This window comes from Bradyrhizobium altum (assembly GCF_020889705.1).
In the GTDB taxonomy this organism is placed as follows: Bacteria; Pseudomonadota; Alphaproteobacteria; order Rhizobiales; family Xanthobacteraceae; genus Bradyrhizobium; species Bradyrhizobium altum.
On sequence record NZ_JACMYP010000195.1, the window covers coordinates 1 to 16856 of the forward strand.

The 16856-nt window shown below is 65.1% G+C and carries 14 protein-coding genes and 1 pseudogene; 7 read left to right on the plus strand and 8 right to left on the minus strand.

Features of this window, described 5'->3' with window-relative positions; genetic code table 11:
- Nucleotides 1-258: 258 nt before the first annotated feature.
- Both H8B02_RS33950 and H8B02_RS33955 read left to right on the plus strand, forming a co-directional pair.
- Nucleotides 259-1644 carry an MATE family efflux transporter gene (locus H8B02_RS33950; RefSeq protein ID WP_229170217.1) on the plus strand — a complete coding sequence of 462 codons (1386 nt, stop codon included), beginning with the start codon at nt 259-261 and terminating at the stop codon, nt 1642-1644.
- A gap of 190 nt (nt 1645-1834) precedes the next feature.
- Complete coding sequence (locus H8B02_RS33955; RefSeq protein WP_229170218.1) at nt 1835-2278, plus strand: DUF2147 domain-containing protein; 444 nt, start codon at nt 1835-1837, stop codon at nt 2276-2278.
- A 20-nt stretch (nt 2279-2298) separates the two neighbouring features.
- On the opposite strand, the gene H8B02_RS33960 is transcribed toward H8B02_RS33955, so the two are convergent.
- From H8B02_RS33960 to H8B02_RS33980, 5 genes are all read right to left on the minus strand, one after another.
- A complete protein-coding gene (locus H8B02_RS33960; protein WP_229170219.1) occupies nt 2299-3501 on the minus strand; it encodes a DUF3095 domain-containing protein in 1203 nt (400 codons plus the stop codon).
- A 199-nt stretch (nt 3502-3700) separates the two neighbouring features.
- Nucleotides 3701-4951 (minus strand): zinc metallochaperone GTPase ZigA, encoded by a 1251-nt coding sequence (zigA, locus tag H8B02_RS33965; RefSeq protein ID WP_229170220.1) that lies wholly within the window; start codon nt 4949-4951, stop codon nt 3701-3703.
- A gap of 382 nt (nt 4952-5333) precedes the next feature.
- Nucleotides 5334-7199, minus strand: coding sequence for a molecular chaperone HtpG (gene htpG / locus H8B02_RS33970; RefSeq protein WP_229170221.1), 1866 nt, complete (start codon nt 7197-7199; stop codon nt 5334-5336).
- Between the two features lie 86 nt (nt 7200-7285).
- Nucleotides 7286-8092 carry an MBL fold metallo-hydrolase gene (locus H8B02_RS33975; RefSeq protein WP_229170222.1) on the minus strand — a complete coding sequence of 269 codons (807 nt, stop codon included), beginning with the start codon at nt 8090-8092 and terminating at the stop codon, nt 7286-7288.
- Between the two features lie 60 nt (nt 8093-8152).
- Nucleotides 8153-9133, minus strand: a complete 981-nt coding sequence (locus tag H8B02_RS33980; RefSeq protein WP_229170223.1) for an AraC family transcriptional regulator — start codon at nt 9131-9133, stop codon at nt 8153-8155.
- Between the two features lie 264 nt (nt 9134-9397).
- Here H8B02_RS33980 and H8B02_RS33985 point away from each other — a divergent pair, with 264 nt between their 5' ends.
- A complete protein-coding gene (locus H8B02_RS33985; RefSeq protein WP_229170224.1) occupies nt 9398-9871 on the plus strand; it encodes a sigma factor-like helix-turn-helix DNA-binding protein in 474 nt (157 codons plus the stop codon).
- Here the strand turns inward: H8B02_RS33985 and H8B02_RS33990 are convergent.
- Nucleotides 9850-10950, minus strand: a complete 1101-nt coding sequence (locus tag H8B02_RS33990) for an asparaginase (RefSeq protein WP_229170225.1) — start codon at nt 10948-10950, stop codon at nt 9850-9852. The genes H8B02_RS33985 and H8B02_RS33990 overlap by 22 nt on opposite strands.
- Nucleotides 10951-11175: 225 nt before the next feature.
- Between H8B02_RS33990 and H8B02_RS33995 the strand changes: the two genes are divergently transcribed.
- The 4 genes from H8B02_RS33995 to H8B02_RS34010 all read left to right on the plus strand — a co-directional run bounded on the left by H8B02_RS33995 (nt 11176) and on the right by H8B02_RS34010 (nt 15268).
- Nucleotides 11176-12348 carry an acyl-CoA dehydrogenase family protein gene (locus tag H8B02_RS33995; RefSeq protein WP_229170226.1) on the plus strand — a complete coding sequence of 391 codons (1173 nt, stop codon included), beginning with the start codon at nt 11176-11178 and terminating at the stop codon, nt 12346-12348.
- An 85-nt stretch (nt 12349-12433) separates the two neighbouring features.
- The gene (locus tag H8B02_RS34000) at nt 12434-13048 is read left to right on the plus strand and encodes a TetR/AcrR family transcriptional regulator (RefSeq protein WP_229170227.1); all 615 of its coding nucleotides are present in this window, start codon (nt 12434-12436) and stop codon (nt 13046-13048) included.
- A 328-nt stretch (nt 13049-13376) separates the two neighbouring features.
- Nucleotides 13377-14546 (plus strand): OpgC domain-containing protein, encoded by a 1170-nt coding sequence (locus tag H8B02_RS34005; RefSeq protein WP_229170228.1) that lies wholly within the window; start codon nt 13377-13379, stop codon nt 14544-14546.
- A gap of 11 nt (nt 14547-14557) precedes the next feature.
- Nucleotides 14558-15268 (plus strand): alanyl-tRNA editing protein, encoded by a 711-nt coding sequence (locus H8B02_RS34010; protein ID WP_229170229.1) that lies wholly within the window; start codon nt 14558-14560, stop codon nt 15266-15268.
- Between the two features lie 39 nt (nt 15269-15307).
- Here the strand turns inward: H8B02_RS34010 and H8B02_RS34015 are convergent, their stop codons facing one another.
- Together H8B02_RS34015 and H8B02_RS34020 are read right to left on the minus strand one after the other, a co-directional pair.
- A complete protein-coding gene (locus H8B02_RS34015; protein WP_229170230.1) occupies nt 15308-15868 on the minus strand; it encodes a hypothetical protein in 561 nt (186 codons plus the stop codon).
- Between the two features lie 2 nt (nt 15869-15870).
- A pseudogene (locus H8B02_RS34020) lies at nt 15871-16856 on the minus strand (hypothetical protein); the annotation flags it as partial.

The window sequence follows — 16856 nt, forward strand, 5'->3', positions numbered from 1 at the left end:
GCGAAGTCACTTGCGAACAGCCCTCCGGGCAGATCCGCTTCGAGGCGATGGCGCCGTTCGTCAACGACATCGTCCGCGCGCCGCGCCAGGGCAAGATCGACCTATGCGGCCTGCCGTGGTGACCCCTGCGCGGGCGCGGGTGGCGAGCACTAGCCCGAACACGTAACATGTCGATCATCATTTATTGATTGCGAGCCTGGTTCACTGGCGTCGAATTGCAGTGCGCCCCTCTCCCGGTTGCGAAGTGAGCCGTGACGCATGACCATCGATGCCTCGATCGACGACATCAACCCGGCCGCGGCCACGCCTGCGGTGCCGGTCGATCATTTGCTGACGGCGCCGATCCTGCCGACGCTGCTCAAGCTCGCGGTCCCCAACACGATCGCGATGTTCGGTTCGACGCTGGTCGCGGTCGCCGAGACCTCCTATATCGGCCGGCTCGGCACCGAGCCGCTGGCCGGCATCGCGCTGGTGTTTCCGTTCGCGATGCTGACGCAGATGATGTCGGCCGGCGCGATGGGCGGCGGCGTCTCGTCCGCGATCAGCCGCGCGCTCGGCGCCGGCGACCGCGACCGCGCCGCGGACCTGGCGTTGCATGCGGCGATCATCGGTGGGTGCGCCGGGTTGTTCTTCACCGTGATGATGCTGGGCTTCGGCCGCGACTTCTATGCGCTGCTCGGCGGACGCGGCGGCGTGCTCGAGCAGTCGATGCATTACTCGCAGGTGCTGTTCTCCGGCGCGGTCTCAATCTGGCTGGTCAACACGCTCGCCTCCGTCGTGCGCGGCACCGGCGACATGCGCGTCCCCTCGATGACGCTGATAACCGTCTCGATGATCCAGATCGCGGTCGGCGGCGTGTTCGGTCTCGGGCTGTTCGGCATGCCGAGCCTCGGCATGCGTGGCGTCGCCGCAGGCCAGCTCACGGCGTTCACGTGTGGTGCGATCTTCCTTGCCTGGTATCTCGCCAGCGGCCGCAGCCGGTTGAAGCTCGACTTCGCCGCCTTCAGCTTCCAGCGTGCGATGTTCCTGGACATCCTGAAAGTGGGCGCGATCTCCTGCCTGTCGCCGCTGCAGAGCGTGCTGACGATCCTGATCTTCACCAAGATCCTCGCTAGCTTCGGCACCGAGACGCTGGCCGGATACGGCATGGGCTCGCGGCTGGAATTCCTGCTGATCCCGATCGCATTCGCGGTCGGCGTCGCCTCGGTGCCGATGGTCGGCATGGCTGTTGGTGCGGGACTGGTGACGCGGGCCCGCAAGGTGGCGTGGACCGCCGGCACGGTTGCCGGACTTGTCGTCGGAGTGGTCGGATTCGTGGTCGCACTCAAGCCGACGCTGTGGATTGCGCTGTTCACCACCGATCCGGGCGTGACTGCCGCGGCCTCGTCCTATTTCGCGCTGGCCGGCCCGGCCTTCGGCTTCTTCGGCGTCGGCGTCTGCCTGTATTTTTCCTCGCAAGGCGCGGCCAAGGTCGGCGGGCCGGTGCTGGCCGGGACCATCCGCCTGTTGCTGGTCGGCATCGGCGGGTGGTGGCTCGCCACCGCGAGCGCCCCGGCGTGGACGCTGTTTGCGCTGGTCGGCGGTGCGATGGTGGCCTTCGGCCTCGCGACCATCATCTCGATCAAGCTGACCCGCTGGGGCTAGACCTGGAGGGCCGAGGCTCGCGCTGCGCCGGTCGCGACAAGGCATCGCCACCCTTCCGAGCCTTGCCGGAGCATGGCGGCCTCGGAAAAAGCTATAAAATTTTCCGGATCGTGCCCGCCCGATCGCGCGATTATTACATTGCAGAAATCTTTCGACTTGTTATGCAGGCCGACCTCTTGGGGGACACGTCATGGCCTGCAAATTCGGATTCGTGATCGCAATCATTGCGACGGCACTCGCTGTGCCTGCCGCACATGCGCAAAACGCGCCTGAGCCTTTCGGCGTCTGGCAGACCCAGGCCGGCGATGCCCGCGTCAAGGTCAGCAAATGCGGCGGCGGCATCTGCGGCGTGGTGGTGAGCCTGCGCGACCCGATCGATCCGATGACCGGCAAGCCGCAGGTCGACAACAAGAATCCCAATCCGTCGCTGGCCAACCGGCCGATCATCGGGCTGCCGCTGTTCTCCGGCATGCAGCCGGTTGCCGCGGGCAAATGGTCGGGCCAGATCTACAATGCCGACGATGGCGGCACCTATGCGAGCAGCGTCTCGGTGACCGGCGAAAGCGCGCTGCGCGTCGAAGGCTGCGTCGGCGCGCTATGCGGCGGCGAGACCTGGACGCGGGTGGGGCGGTAAACGCGAGGCGGGATTATCCTTCACCTCCCCCGCAAGCGTGAGAGGGAGCAGAATCCCGATGTTGCGACAACTTGCACCGCGCGCGTCTTCAGCACGGTGGCGGCCGAGGCGTAGCCGCCGCGGGCGCCGTCGATGAAGTGGACGTGGTCGGCGCGCATCACCGACGGCGTGAAGCAGGTCATCATCGCGGCATCCTGCTCGTGCAGGCCATAGCGCACGATGCCCTGCCCGGCTGCGGCGACCAGGCGCTGCTCGAGCTCGGCAGCAAGCTCCGGCGTGCAATCCAGGATCATGCGCAGGCCGTCGTCGAACTTGCGGAAATCTGAGTTCTCGACCACCTGCTGCAGATAGAGCTTTGGCGCGAACGTGCCGACCTTGAGGCCGAGCCGAAACACGACAAAGGCCCAGAGCGCGAAACCGAGCACCGCGGCGCGTCGCATCGCCAGCGGTCCGCCGAACCGCTTGGCGCGCGCTTCGTATTCGATGCCCTGCGGCGGAAAGCGCAGCGGCGGGCCGCCCGGCGGCACCGGCCGTCCCGCGTCGGGGCTTTTCTCGATCCGGACGACGAGGTCTTCGATCACCTTGCGGAAGGCGGCGGGATCGGCATCCTTCGCCGGCAGCACCAGCACCGAGAGGATGACGCCACGCACTGAGGGCATCACTTCGAAGCGGCAGGACAGGCCGGACAGATCGGGTTGCGTGCCCTCAGGCGCCGGATCGAGCGCGAACGCGCCGCGCTTCATCGCGGCATCGGCAAACGCAAGACCGCCGCCGGAGAACATCGCATAGGACAGATTGGCCGACGGCCCGAAGCGCGCGACGCGCACGTCGGCCCCCGCGGCGCGGATCGCCGCGATCGGCACCAACGCCACCCGCAGCACCAGATCGAGATCATCGCGCACCCAGCGTGCCGTCGCGGCGAGTGCCTCGCGCGCCCTGTCGAGATCGGCGGGCGCGACCGCGAAGCTCGCGCCATCGCCGCCGAACACGAACGGGAATTCGCGGCCATCCAGCGCATTGGTGACGGCGGCGACCACCGCGGCACCGGCCATGTTGACCGCCTTGTAGCGCTGCGCCGCGATCGCCTTGGTCGACTCGACGATATCGGCGACGCCGACCGTCCAGTCGTCGGGCAACGGCGCATACAGCGCCGGATCCATCAGGCGCGCGAAACCGCGAAACACCGGAATGCCGCCGTAGAAGATCTCGCTGCCGCCAGCCATCGCAACGCCGTGCTGTTTCCGCCCCTGCAAGACTCTCTAGCAGATACGAGCGGTTTGAGATCGGGTTTTGGCAGCACGGACGGAGCGAAATCCCGTCATCCTGAGGTGCGAGCGCAGCGAGCCTCGAAGGATGCACGGCCACCAGCCGGGCCGTCGATCCTTCGAGACGCCGCTTCGCGGCTCCTCAGGAAGACGGGATCTAGATCAATCCTGGCTGCAGGACTACGCGCGTCCCTAACATGCCTCCCGCCACCTCGCCGGCTCTTCTCCACGGCGGAAACGGATCGCGGAGTTTTGCCCAGGCCTGCGGGTCCATGCCCGGCCGGCCCGCGACGAGGCAGGCGTCGAGGCGGCGGCGAATATCGACTTCGTTCATGTCGGAGCCGATGAAGACCAGTTCCTGCCGGCGATCACCGTAGAGATCGTTCCAGCTCCGCTGCATCATCAGCCGCCAGTCCGGATGATCCGGCCAACGCTCGCGCGGGATCGCGGCCCACCACGAGCCGAGGCCTTCGGTCCGGACGATCGCGCCGGCGTGGCTCATCTCGCCGCACCAATCCGGACGCGTCGCGATCCAGAAATGGCCCTTGGCGCGGATCACGCCTTGCCAGCTCTCGCGCAGGAAGCCGTGAAACCGCACCGGATCGAACGGGCGCCGCGCGCGATAGACGAAGCTCGCGATGCCGTACTCCTCGGTCTCCGGCACGTGCTCGGCAAAGCCGTAGAGCTCCTTGTGCCAAAGCGGATGCTGCTGCGCGCGCTCATAGGCGAAGCGGCCGGTATCGAGCACGCGGTCGAACGGGACTTTTGCGAAATTCGCCTCAACGAGATCGGCGTCGGGATTGAGCGCGCGCACGATGGTCGCCGCGGTCGCGCGCTCGGCCGGCGTCGCGTCGTCGACCTTGTTGAGCACCACGACGTCGGCGAACTCGATCTGCTCGACCAGGAGATCAACCAGCGTGCGCTTGTCGCCGTCGAGCGCCTCGCCGCGCTGGCTGAGGAAATCGGTCGAGGCATAGTCCTTCAAGAGATTGGCGGCGTCGACCACCGTGACCATGGTGTCGAGGCGCGCGACGTCGGACAGGCTCCGGCCATCTTGATCGCGAAACTCGAACGTCGCGGCGACCGGCAGCGGCTCGGAGATGCCGGTCGATTCGATCAGGAGATAATCGAAGCGGCCGCTCTCGGCGAGCGCGCGCACCTCCTTCAGCAGATCGTCGCGCAGGGTGCAGCAGATGCAGCCATTGCTCATCTCGACCAGTTTTTCGTCAGTCCGGGACAGGTTCGCACCGCCATCGCGGACGAGGTCGGCGTCGATGTTCACCTCGCTCATGTCGTTCACAATCACCGCAACCTTCAGGCCGCGGCGGTTGTTCAGCACGTGGTTCAGCAAAGTGGTCTTTCCAGCCCCGAGGAAGCCGGACAAGATGGTGACGGGGAGTTTTTGCATCGAGATCAAACAGTTGCTGGAGGGATGGGCGGCGGCGGGGCATGGGGCACTGGATTTATGTAATGTTATAACATAACATCACTGAGGCGACAGCCTGTCAAGCGCCGGTGTGAGGCGCGCCGCATTGTTTGTCTGTCTGCGAAACCGTAGCCCGGATGAAGCGCAGCGAAATCCGGGATCTTCCTCGGCGGTTGAAGTGCCCCGGATTGCGCTACGCTCCATCCGGGCTACGAACTGCCAGTCCCGTCATGCTGAGGAGGCCGCGCAGCGGCCGTCTCGAAGCATTGTACGGCCTCGCTGCAACAGCTCGGCCGTGCATCCTTCGAGACGCGCGCAACAGCGCGCTCCTCAGGATGACGGGATAAGAGGGCTACGAGTGCCTCTACTTCCCCAAGCCCCGCAGCACGAGCTGGTTCAGGCGGCTGGCGAAGGCGGCCGGGTCGTCGGGCATCTCGCCGTCGAGGATCTGCGCCTGCTCGAACAGCAACAGCGACAGATCCCTCGCCTGCGCGGTGTCGGCCGCGAGCGCTGCGACCAGCGGATGGCGCAAATTGATCTCGAGGATCGGTTTGGTGATCTCGCCGCGGTTCTGCTGGGCGAGCAGCCGCTCCAGCGCGCGGTCGCGCGCATCGCCGCCAGCGACCAGGCACGACGCGCTCGCGGTCAGCCGCTGCGAGGCGCGCACATCCGAGACGCGCTCGCCGAGCGCGTCCTTGATCACGGCGATCGTGGTCGCGGCATCGGCTGCGGGCTCGTCCTTCTTATCCTCGGACTTGTCGTCGACCAGCGGGATCAGGCCGAAATCGACATCGCCCTGGCTCAGCGACTTCAGCGGCTTGCCACCGAACTCGAGCGGCGCCGAGGTCCAGAACGCATCGACGGGATCGGTCAGCAGCAGCACCTCGATGCCGCGGGCGCGCGCCGATTCCAGCTTCGGGTTCGACTTCAGCCGCTCGACGCTGTCGCCGACCAGATAATAGATCTCGGTCTGGTTCGGCTTGAAGTCGTCGACAATCTGCTTCAGCGAGCGCTTCTCGCCCGATGTCGTGGTGAAGCGCGCCAGCGCCAATAGCTTCTCGCGGCGCTCGAAGTCCTCCCACAGGCCTTCCTTGATGACCGGGCCGAACGCGTCCCAGATTTTCGTAAAGGTCTCCGGCTCCTTCTCGCCGAGCGTTTCCAGCTCGCCGATCACGCGGCTGGTGACGGCCTTGCGGATCTGGGCGAGCTGGGGATTGTTCTGCAGCATCTCGCGCGAGATGTTGAGCGGCAGATCCTCGCTGTCGATCACGCCGCGGATGAAGCGCAAGTACGCCGGCAGCAGATCGGCATCGTCGGCGATGAAGACGCGGCGGACATAGAGCTTGACCTTGCCCTTGCGCTCGACCTGGAACAGGTCGAACGGCTTTTGCGACGGCGCGAACAGCAGCACGGCGTAGGACTGGCGGCCCTCGGCGCGGTAATGCAGCGTCATCGCCGGCTCGTCGAACGCACCCGCGATCTGCTTGTAGGCCTGCGCGTAATCTTCCGGCTTGAGCTCGGATTTCGAGCGCTGCCACAGCGCACTCGCCGAGTTGATCTGGCGCGGCTCGCCCTCCTCCGGCACCAAGAGGATCGGGAACTGGATGTTGTCGGAATATTCGCGGACGATGCGCTCGATCTCGTAAGCCTCGAGATATTTCGCGGCGTCCTTCTTCAGATGCAGCACGATCTCGGTGCCGCGCGCGACGCGCTGGGCGGCCTCCTCGCTTGCCGGCGCGATCTCGAAGCCGCTGCCGCCTTCCGACGACCATACCCACACTTCGTCAGAGCCGGCGCGGCGGCTGGTGACGACGATCTTCTCGGCGACCATGAAGGCGGCATAGAAGCCGACGCCGAACTGGCCGATCAGATTGGCGCCGTCCTTGGCCTCGGTGAGCTTCGACAGGAACGATCTGGTGCCGGAGCGCGCGATGGTGCCGAGATTGTCTATCAGCTCCTGACGCTCCATGCCGATGCCGGTGTCGACCACGGACAGCGTATCGGCCGCCTTGTTCGGGACGATCCTGATCTCCGGCGGCGTGCCGTCGGTGATCAGGCCGGGATTGGCGATCGCCTCATAGCGCAACTTGTCGCAGGCATCCGACGCGTTCGAGATCAGCTCGCGCAGGAAGATATCGGTCTCGGAATAGACCGAATGCACCATCAGGTGCAGCAATTCGGCAACCTCGGCCTGGAATGGCTGGGATTCGGCGGCGGCAGTGGTGGTCATGCGAAACTCGGACAATTAGGAAAGGGGCGGGAAAGCCCTGATATAGCGTGATCATGCTCGGTGGCAAGACAAGCGGGCGGGAACCGTCAGTCCGCGATCGCCGCGATATAGCGCTGCACCGAACGGCCGAACGCCGCTTTGGCATCGGCGGCGATGTTCTTGCCCCACCAGGCGCCGTAGACCCGCTCGAACGCCAGGGGCTCGACCGCCTGCGCGATGCGGCGGACCGCGGCCGCGTTGAGCGGAATGTAGTTCGGGTAGGAGTACATGAAACTCAGAGAGCGGCGGTCCATCGCCACCATCGCGATGTCGCCGGTCAAGAGCGCGCCGCGCCCGTCGGCGCCCTTGCGCCAATGCAGCATGGTGGCGCCGGCGAAATGGCCGCCGCCGCGCACCAGCAGGATGTCGTCGGAGATGCGATGGCTGTCGCCTTGCCACGGCACGATCGACCGATAGGGCCGCGTCACCCATTGCGCATCGTCGCCGTGCAGATAGACCGGCGCGTCGTCGAACGCCGCGCTCCAGTCGGCGACCGCGCCATAATAATGCGGATGCGAGATCGCGATCGCCTTCAGGCCGCCGAGCGACCTGACATGCGCGATCGCCTCGGCCGTCGCCAGCGGCACGCAGTCCCACATCACGCAGCCGCCGCGGTCCGGCACCAGCATCGCGCGCTGCCCGATCGCAAAGGACGGCTCGAGCGCCAATCCAACGAGGCCAAGATCGTCGTGCCAGACCAGCCGATGCCGCTGCGCCAGCTCCTCGCGCGTCAGCCAGACCTGTCCCTTCCAGTTCACATATTGCCGCTCGTCCTCGCAGATCGGGCAGGACGGTGGCGGCGCCGCGGTTTCAGGAAATTGCGCGCCGCATTGTTCGCAGGTCCAGAGGGGCATTGAGACCACACGCGTTGAGGTGAAGCTGGTCCCCTGATCTACGTCAGCCACGCAACGCGTTCAATGCCGGCGCCCCAGTTCCATCTGCATCTCCGCTGGCGCTGCGCCGAACTTGCGGCGGAACGCGCGGTGGAAATAGGACAGGTCGTTGAAGCCGACCGCATAGGCGATGTCGCTGACCTTGCGGCCGGCGCCCTGCGCGTGCAGCAGCAGCCGGCGTGCCAGCAGCAGGCGCTGCTCCAGGACATATTCCGAGAACGTGGTCCTTTCGGCCGCGAACAGGCGTTGCGCCTGGCGCGTGCTCAGCGCATTCGCCCTTGCTATGGCGTCGATCGTGAGCTTGCCATTGTCGAGATTCTTCAGGACATCGGCCTTCATCAGATCGAGCCGCGCCTTCGCCACGCCGTCCTTTGCGGCGAACTCCCTCTGCTCGGCACTGCTGCCGAGCACGAGGCCGACCAGATCGGCCAGATGATGCGCCGGCGCCTGCTGGCCCGGCACGTCGAGGTCGCCGACAAGCTCGGTGCAGAGCGCGGAATAGCGCTCGATCATCGCGCTCAACGCCAGCTCGCGCCCGAGCGGGCGCGCCAGCTGGGTCTCGGCCATGGGGGCGACCTGGAGCAAGAGGCGCCGCGGAAACCGCGTTGTCGTAAAGCTGCCGGACTGGGTGAGATCGGCGGTGCCGACGATATTCATCTCGGTGAGGCACATCTGGCCGCGCTTAAGCTCGATCGCCTTGCTGCCCTGTGTGACCCGCACCGTGCCGCGCGTCGCGAAGATCAGGACGAGATCGTCGCAGCCGTCGCTCAGAAGCCCGCGGGTGCGGGCAAAACGGGCCGAGCCACCGCGTGGCGTCGCGATCGCGACCGAATGCAGCAGCGTGAACTCGTTGTGGCAATCGATGCGGTTGTCGTCGGTCGGTCCGACGTCGAGCCGGCAGAAGCCGCGGCAAATTCCCTCGCGCCAGGCCTCATAGGCCGGCCCTTTCGCCAGCCCGCGATGGAAGATCGAGAAGCGGTTGGGCACCTGTGTCTCGGACATGGTCCGTGCTCCGAACGCCCACGACGCTGACTCGATCGATCGCCTGCTGCCCGATACGCGCATGTCGTTCCTGTCCCTACGCTTGGCGCGACGGTCCACGACTCCGGCGGGGAGCCTGATACCACTCCGCCGATTGACGGTAAAGCTATTCACGAGATGCAACCCTATGATGCGTAGTGCGACAGCCGGGAATAAAACGGCGCGGCAGTTTCGTGACGCCGCGCTGCCATGGCTCGACGATGCCTAGCGTTCGCCCAGGTGCTGATGCGAACCGAGGCGGACGCCGAACAGGCGGTGCAGGACTGCTATCTGCGCGCACTGCACCAGTTCGACGGCTTTCGTGGCACCGCCATCAGGCCGTGGCTGCTCGCGATCCTCAAAACCGTCTGCCAGGAAAAACTTGGCGAGATGCTCGGCCGCTGCGGCTCGCCGACGGACGATGCCGGCAACAAGGAAAAGTCCGGCCGGCGCGCTCTGCCTACAATCGGGCAACTCGTCGACGACCTGCCCGCGCCGCTCGGCGAGGTCATCGCGCTGCGCGAAATGATCGATCTGTCCTACAAGGAGATCGCCGAGGTCACCGGCGTTCCCGTCACCACCGTGATGTCGCGCATCGCGGAAGCCCGCGGCCTGCTGCTCGCGGCGCGGCGAACAACGCAGGCGTCCGCGGAACCAGCGGCGGCGAGACCCGCGGGCGGCCCGTCGGAACTCACGGTCTACCGCGCGAACGCCTGTTGAACCGTCGAGGACTCCGTGACGCCGTTGGCGATCAGGAGCTCAAGCAGGACGCGCGCCTTCTGCGGATTGAGATCGAGCGAGACCGCAAAGCCGAGCTTGTCGTCCTCGACCTCGACGTTGCGATTGACATAGCCCGAGCCAACCCGAGTGGAACGCACCACGACTACACCCTGCTTCGCCGCGGCCGCCAGCGCATCGATCGCGCCCTTTGATGAATTGCCGTCACCGACGCCGGCCAGCACGATGCCCTTGGCGCCGCGCTTGACCGCATCCTCGACCTCCGCGGCATCCATGTTGGCGTGCGAATAGATGATGTCGACCCGCGGCAAGGGCGGCGCGTCCGGCAGCTTCAGCTTGGCAGTTTTGACCGGTGCGGCCGGTTGCAGGAAACGCAGCGAGCCGGTGTCGACGTAACCGACCGGACCGGCGTCGGGCGAACGGAACGTCTCGACGCTGGTCGTATTGGTCTTCTGTACCCAGCGCGCGGCATGGATGGTGTCGTTGAGCACCACGAGCACGCCGCGCCCGCGGGATTCCGGCGCCGATGCGACCCGCATCGCCTCGTAGAGATTGGCCGGGCCATCGGCCCCGATCGCGGTCGATGGCCGCATCGATCCGACCAACACGACCGGCATCTCGGTGTCCAGCACGTTTTGCAGGAAGAAAGCCGTCTCCTCCATCGTGTCCGTGCCATGCGTGATGACGATGCCGTCGACTTCCTTGTTGTCAACAGCCGCGCGGATGCGCTTGACGAGGTCGAACCAGACCTTGTCATTCATGTCCTGCGAGCCGATCGACGAGATCTGCTCGGCCGAGATCTGGGCGAGTTTGTCGATCCCTGGAATGGCGGCGATCAGGTTCGCCGCGCTGACCTTGCCCGAATCATAGGCATTGCCGGCGCGTGCATTGGCCTGGCCCGCGATGGTGCCGCCGGTGCCGAGCACGAGCACGCGGGCCAGCGTATCGCCGGCAGGCGATCGTTGTGCAATAGCCGGCGACGCAAGCCCGATCACAAGGGCTGCGGCAAGGCCGATGAAGATGCGTGCGGAACGAGCCGATCGAAGCGAGTGCAGCGTCATTTCTTCCCCCAGCGACAGATTGCCTATTCACAACTCGTGGTTTTATCGCGCAAGAAATGGACAAACTTGCGGCGGAAAGCATCGGGAACAGAATTCCGACCTTCCCGGCTGCTCTCACCCAGTACCTGCTAACACCGCCTTGTTCGCCGGCGCTCCTGCAAAATCTTGACACCGCCGGAATGACGGCGCACATTTTTCGAAGATTATTCGAATTTTGGTGAGGTCATGCAATTCGATCTTCCCGACGATCTCCGCGTTCTGCAAGGCCGGGTACGTGAATTCGTGTGCAGCGAGCTCAAGCCCCATGATGCCGCGATCGAGGCAACCGGCGAGGTGCCGGAGAGCGCGATGGCTGGCCTGCGCAGGATGGGATTGTTCGGCACCAACACGCCGAAGCAATTCGGCGGGCTCGGCCTCCCGATGCTCGGCAGCTGCCTTGCAATCGAAGAGCTGGCGAAGGCGCACACCGCCTTCTACTATCTGAGCGGGGTGAACGTTCATATCGGCTCGAAGGCGATCGAGTTCTTCGCGCAGCCCGCGGTTCGCGACAGATGGTTGCCCGAGCTCGCCAGCGGCCGCATGATCGGCGCCTTCGCGCTGACCGAGCCGAGCGCCGGATCGGATGCCGCCGGCATCCAGACCAGGGCGCGGCGGGACGGCGATCATTACGTGCTCGACGGCCGCAAGACCTACATCACCAATGCGCCGGTCGCCGGCGTCTTCACGGTGTTCGCCACGCTCGACCCGTCGGCGGGCGCGAAGGGCATCGCGGCGTTTGTCGTCGACGCCAAGACGCCGGGCCTCGCCATCGGCCGCCTGGTCGAGATGGCCGCCGGCCGTGGTTCCGCGCATGCCGAGGTGATCTTCGAAGGCTGCCGCGTTCCGCGTGAGAACCTGCTCGGCCAGGAGGGAGAAGGATTTGCCATCGCGATGCGGTGCCTGGATGCCGGGCGCACGCATTGGGGCGCCTATTGCGTCGGCGCAGCGAGCCAGCTGCTGGACTACGCGCTCGATCATGTCTCGAATCGCGAAGCGTTCGGACGCAAGTTGCGCGACCATCAAGGCATCGAATGGCAGATCGCCGACATGGCGAGCGCGCTGCATGCCGCACGCCTGGTCGCCTATGAGGCGGCCTGGCGTTATGACCAGGGCGACGCCGCCGCCCGCACCGCCGCGGCGGCACTGTCCAAATATACCGGCGCCGACATGGTGCAGCGGGTGGCCGACATGACCATGCAGCTGTTCGGTGGTGCCGGTTATTCCAGGGACCTGCCGATCGAGCGGATCTGGCGGGAAACACGAGTGGTCCGCATTCTGGATGGCACATCCGAAATCATGCGGCAGATCATCGCCCGCAACGCGTTCCGCAACCATCGACGGCGGAACGCGTCAATCTGACAACGGCCTCTTCCACTTTATGTTGCAATAGTTCTTGGTGATCCACTTTCGCTGTCTTACTGTTTTTGCGGGATGGGAGAAGGAAGTGGCTTCGGGGACGACGCTCAAGCTCAAGCAACAACGCAGCCGCGATCGGCGCGAACAGATCCTCTCGGCAGCGACCAAGCTGTTCGGCCAGCGGGGCATCGACGGCACCTCGCTCACCGAGATCGCTACCGTGGCGAAAGTACCGCTCTCCAGCATCTATGATTATTTCGAGGACAAGCGCGCGCTGGTGCTGGATGTGCCCGAGGGCAATTTCGAAGCGCTGTATCAGAAGACCGAGCCGCTGCTGGTGAAGGGCGGCGACCCCGTCGAGCAGCTTCGCATCATCTTCCTGACCAACTTCCAGTACATCAAGGACAACCCGAGTTGGGGCCGCGTGTTCTTCCTGGAGATATGGCCGAGCGTCCTCGCCGCCGAGCCGCGGGTCAAGAAAGCGGTCGACAAATATGCGCTGCGCTACGTGCAGCTGATCAAGCAGGCGATCCGCGCCGGCACCTATCGCCGCAACCTCGATCCCTACACCGCGATGTCGCTGATGATGGGCGGCATGTGCCACTTGACCGCGGTCTGGCTGCTCTATGGCCGCAAATACGATCTGGTGAAGAAGGGCAAGACGCTGTTCACCACGCTACATGACGGGTTCGTTCAGCGTTAGCTGCGCCGGTGCGCGGCCCCGACTCTGGTAGGATGGGTAGAGCGCAGCGAAACCCATCATCGGTTGGGCTGGCACGGAGCGATGGGTTTCGCGGAGTTTATCATCGGGCCGCGCGTTGCGCGGACCCGTTGGCTCCACCCATCCTACGCACTGTCTGCCGAAGAGTGGTTCGCGGCCCGAACGATTTGATCCAAATTCATTGTGGTTCGGCGGTGTTGACTGCCAACCCTCCCAGAAAACCAATACCCAATCGTCGAAATCCTGTTCTAGTATGACGCGGTGGACGCCTCGCGGCAGAACGCGCGGGCACTGGGATGGGAGCGAACCGATGGACGTCAAGGCTGTTCTGCCGCCGCGTGGCCGCGACTATCGCCTCGATCTGCTGCGCGGCTTCGCCAACTGGGCGATCTATCTCGATCACATCCCGAACAACGCGGTGAACTGGATCACGCAGAAGAATTTCGGCTTCAGCGACGCGGCCGATCTGTTCGTCTTCATCTCCGGCTACACCGCGTCCTTTGTCTATGCGCGCATGATGCTGGAGCGCGGCACCGTGATCGGCGCCACCCGGCTGATCAAGCGGGCGTGGCAGATCTATGTCGCGCATGTCCTGCTGTTCGTGATCTACATCGCCGAGATCGGCTATCTCGCGCAGCGCTATCACGACCCCAATCTCGAGAACGAATTCAACGTCGCGGGCTTCATGCAGAACCCGGCCGAGACGCTCTATCAAGGCCTGCTGCTGGCGTTCAAACCGGTCAACATGGACGTGCTGCCGCTCTACATCGCGCTGATGCTGGTCTATCCGCTGGTGCTGTGGGCGATGCTGCGGAAGCTCAATCTGACGCTGGCGGCCTCGTTCCTGCTCTATCTCGCCGCACGGCATTTCGGCTGGAATCTGCCGGCCTATCCAGGCGGCTCATGGTACTTCAATCCGTTCTGCTGGCAGTTCCTGTTCGTGTTCGGCGGCTGGTTCGCGCTCGGCGGCGCCGGCGAATCGATCACATTCATCCGCTCGCGCGCCTTCCTGTGGCTCGGCGGCGCCTATCTGTTGTTCGCACTGATCATGACGCTGGCGGGCCGATTTCCGGAGCTGGGCCAGGCGATACCGCCCTGGCTCTACGACGCCTTCAATCCGAACGACAAGACCAACCTCGCGCCCTATCGCGTGCTGCACTTCGTGGTGCTGGCCTTCTTCGTCACGCGCTTCCTGCCGCGCGAATGGGCTGGATACGAATGGCCGATATTCCAGCCGATCATCAAATGCGGCCAGCAGTCGCTCGAGGTGTTCTGCTCGGGCGTGTTCCTTGCCGTGGTCGCGCATGTGGTGCTGGTCGAGGTCTCCGGCAGCCTCTGGATGCAGATCCTGGTCAGCGCGATCGGCATCGTGCTGATGACCGTGCTCGCCTATTACCGCTCCTGGTCGAAGAAAGTCGACAAGGCGCCGAAGCCGCCCGTGGCTACGCAGGCGCCGGCGGCCGCGAAGCCGGCGGAATAGGCGCGTCATCGATGTCGCGTGCCTTCTATCACGATCATCCCGAAATCCTGCAGCTCGAAGCCGAGGTGCGCGACGCAAGGCCCGGCGCCGTCCTCGTCGAACGCTCGCCGTTCTTTCCCGGAGGGGGCGGGCAGCTTCCGGACCAGGGTGTCCTGAGATGGTCCGGCGGCGTGCTGCCGGTGACCGCCCTCGCACGTGACGAACGCGGCCTCTGGCACATGGTCCCGGGCGACAGCCTGATCTCCGGCAAGGTCATGCTCGAAGTCGAGCCGGCATTTCGCGCATTGATGTGCGAGTTGCACACGCTCGCCCACGTCGTCAACGCACTGGTCTATACGCAGTTCGGCGGCGCGCTTCTGACCGGGGCGCAACTCAATGCCGACGGCAGCTTCCGGGTCGATTTCGATCTGCCCGGCGCCGACAATGAACGACTGCGGGCGCTCGAGGCACCGCTGAACGACATCGTCCGGCAGGACCTTGCGGTGAGCGCCGCCTTCATGGCGCATTCCGAAGCAGAAGCCACACCCGGATTGTTTCGCAGCAAGGCCGTCGCTCCGCCGGTCGGGGAGGATGGCCTTGTTCGGATCGTCGAGATCCTCGGTCTCGACCGGCAGGCCTGCGGCGGCACCCATCTGACGTCGACCGGGCAGGCCCGCCCTGCGCGCATCGTCAAGATCGACAACAAGGGCCGCCAGAATCGCCGGATCAAGGTTGCGGTCTGACCGGCTCTCCAAAGCCGCGTGGCTGGAGCGCGGCGTGTCTTACCTCTGATAGATCTTGAGCGTTGTGATCATTTGCTTGAGTTCGGCGACATATTTGTCGGCATAGTCCTTGTGCACCGACAGAGTGACGAGGATACCGAGCTCTGATGTGTTGGTGGCGAGATAGTAGGTGTCGAAATTGGGTAGTTCCGAACCGGAATGCAGCGCCTCGACCCATTCGTGCGAACCAATCGTCGTGCGTCCGACAGAGCGGACGTCGGACAGCTTGCCGGTCGCTTCGTCTCCGATCCTTTGCCGCTGCTTCAGGTGGTCCTCGTAGGCCTGCAGATTGTCCTGCGAATTGCGCTCCTTCATCGCGATGATCGCGATGGCCGCGTGGGGAGGCTTGCCGGGCGGCGAGCAGACAAATTCACTGTCGTCCTGTTCGCACCACCAGCCGCGCGCCAGCTCCATGTCAAACGCCGCGGCTCGGAACACGTCTCGCGGCGGCGCGACCAGGATACGCGACGCTGAATATCCGGCACCGCCGAGCACGGCCGCGCTCACGACGAACGATGCCAGCGTTGCGGTCACAAGGCGCGCGCTGCCGGAGATGTCCATCCTCAATTCCCCTGCTGTTCGATCCAGCGCTTGAGATCGGCGGCGAGCCGCTTGAGGCCAGCCCCCGCATCGGAAGCTGCGATCGCGTCGACGCTGTTGAGGGCCCCCTGTTTGGCATCCGCGGCAGCGGCGGCATTTCCGCGCTTGCGCTCAATCAGGAGTGTGTATGCCTGGGCGATAGCCACCTCATACGCGACGGATGCGTCGGCGGGCTTGCCGTCATCGGATGAGCCGGCACCGACAGCAAGCTTGAACTGCTCGGCCGCAGGATCCGGCCGATCAAGCGTGACATATTGCTGGCCCGCCAGCCGGAACAGGCGCACCCGCCATGCGACGACCTGATCATCCTCGGTGCGACCGTCGGACCTACGGGCGTCGAGCAAGCGCTTCAGCGCGTCGGCACCAGCGGAATAGCTGTCGGCCGCCTCCTGGTGGCGATTTGCGGCAGCGTGCAGGTCGCCCGTCTGGCCCTGCGCCTCGGCCTCGAACCGGACAATTTGCGCGCGCCCATCATGCTCCTTGCCGAGCCGCCGGGCGTCCTCGAGCAGATCGGCATATGCGTGGCTGGCGCCATCGGTATCTTTCTGTCGCATCAGATACTCGGCATAGGCTTGGCGTGCCTGCAGAAGAGCCAATGCAGCATCAACGCGCGCACGGCTCTGATGACTCAGCGCCGCGCGTTCGATGGCGTCGCTGAATTCCTTGCGCGCCTCCTTGTCTTCGTGCAGTGCCTCGCGCCGGGCTCCGCGCTCGAGCCGGCAGGTTACAACCCCGTTGATCGGGGGATCGTTCGTTGTCCCTTGGTCCGCCTTGTCGAGCAGATCGCAACCGCGGCCGATGATGAGCCGGCGAGTCCGCGAAGTCGAAGCATCACCGGCGCTCAGATTGACCGCCTCCTCAACCATGCTGGATGCCGCGAACATGCTGTCGTCGTTGGCACGGATCGCCTTGTGCTGGTTGATCAAGGCGACCACGCTGAGACTGCCAA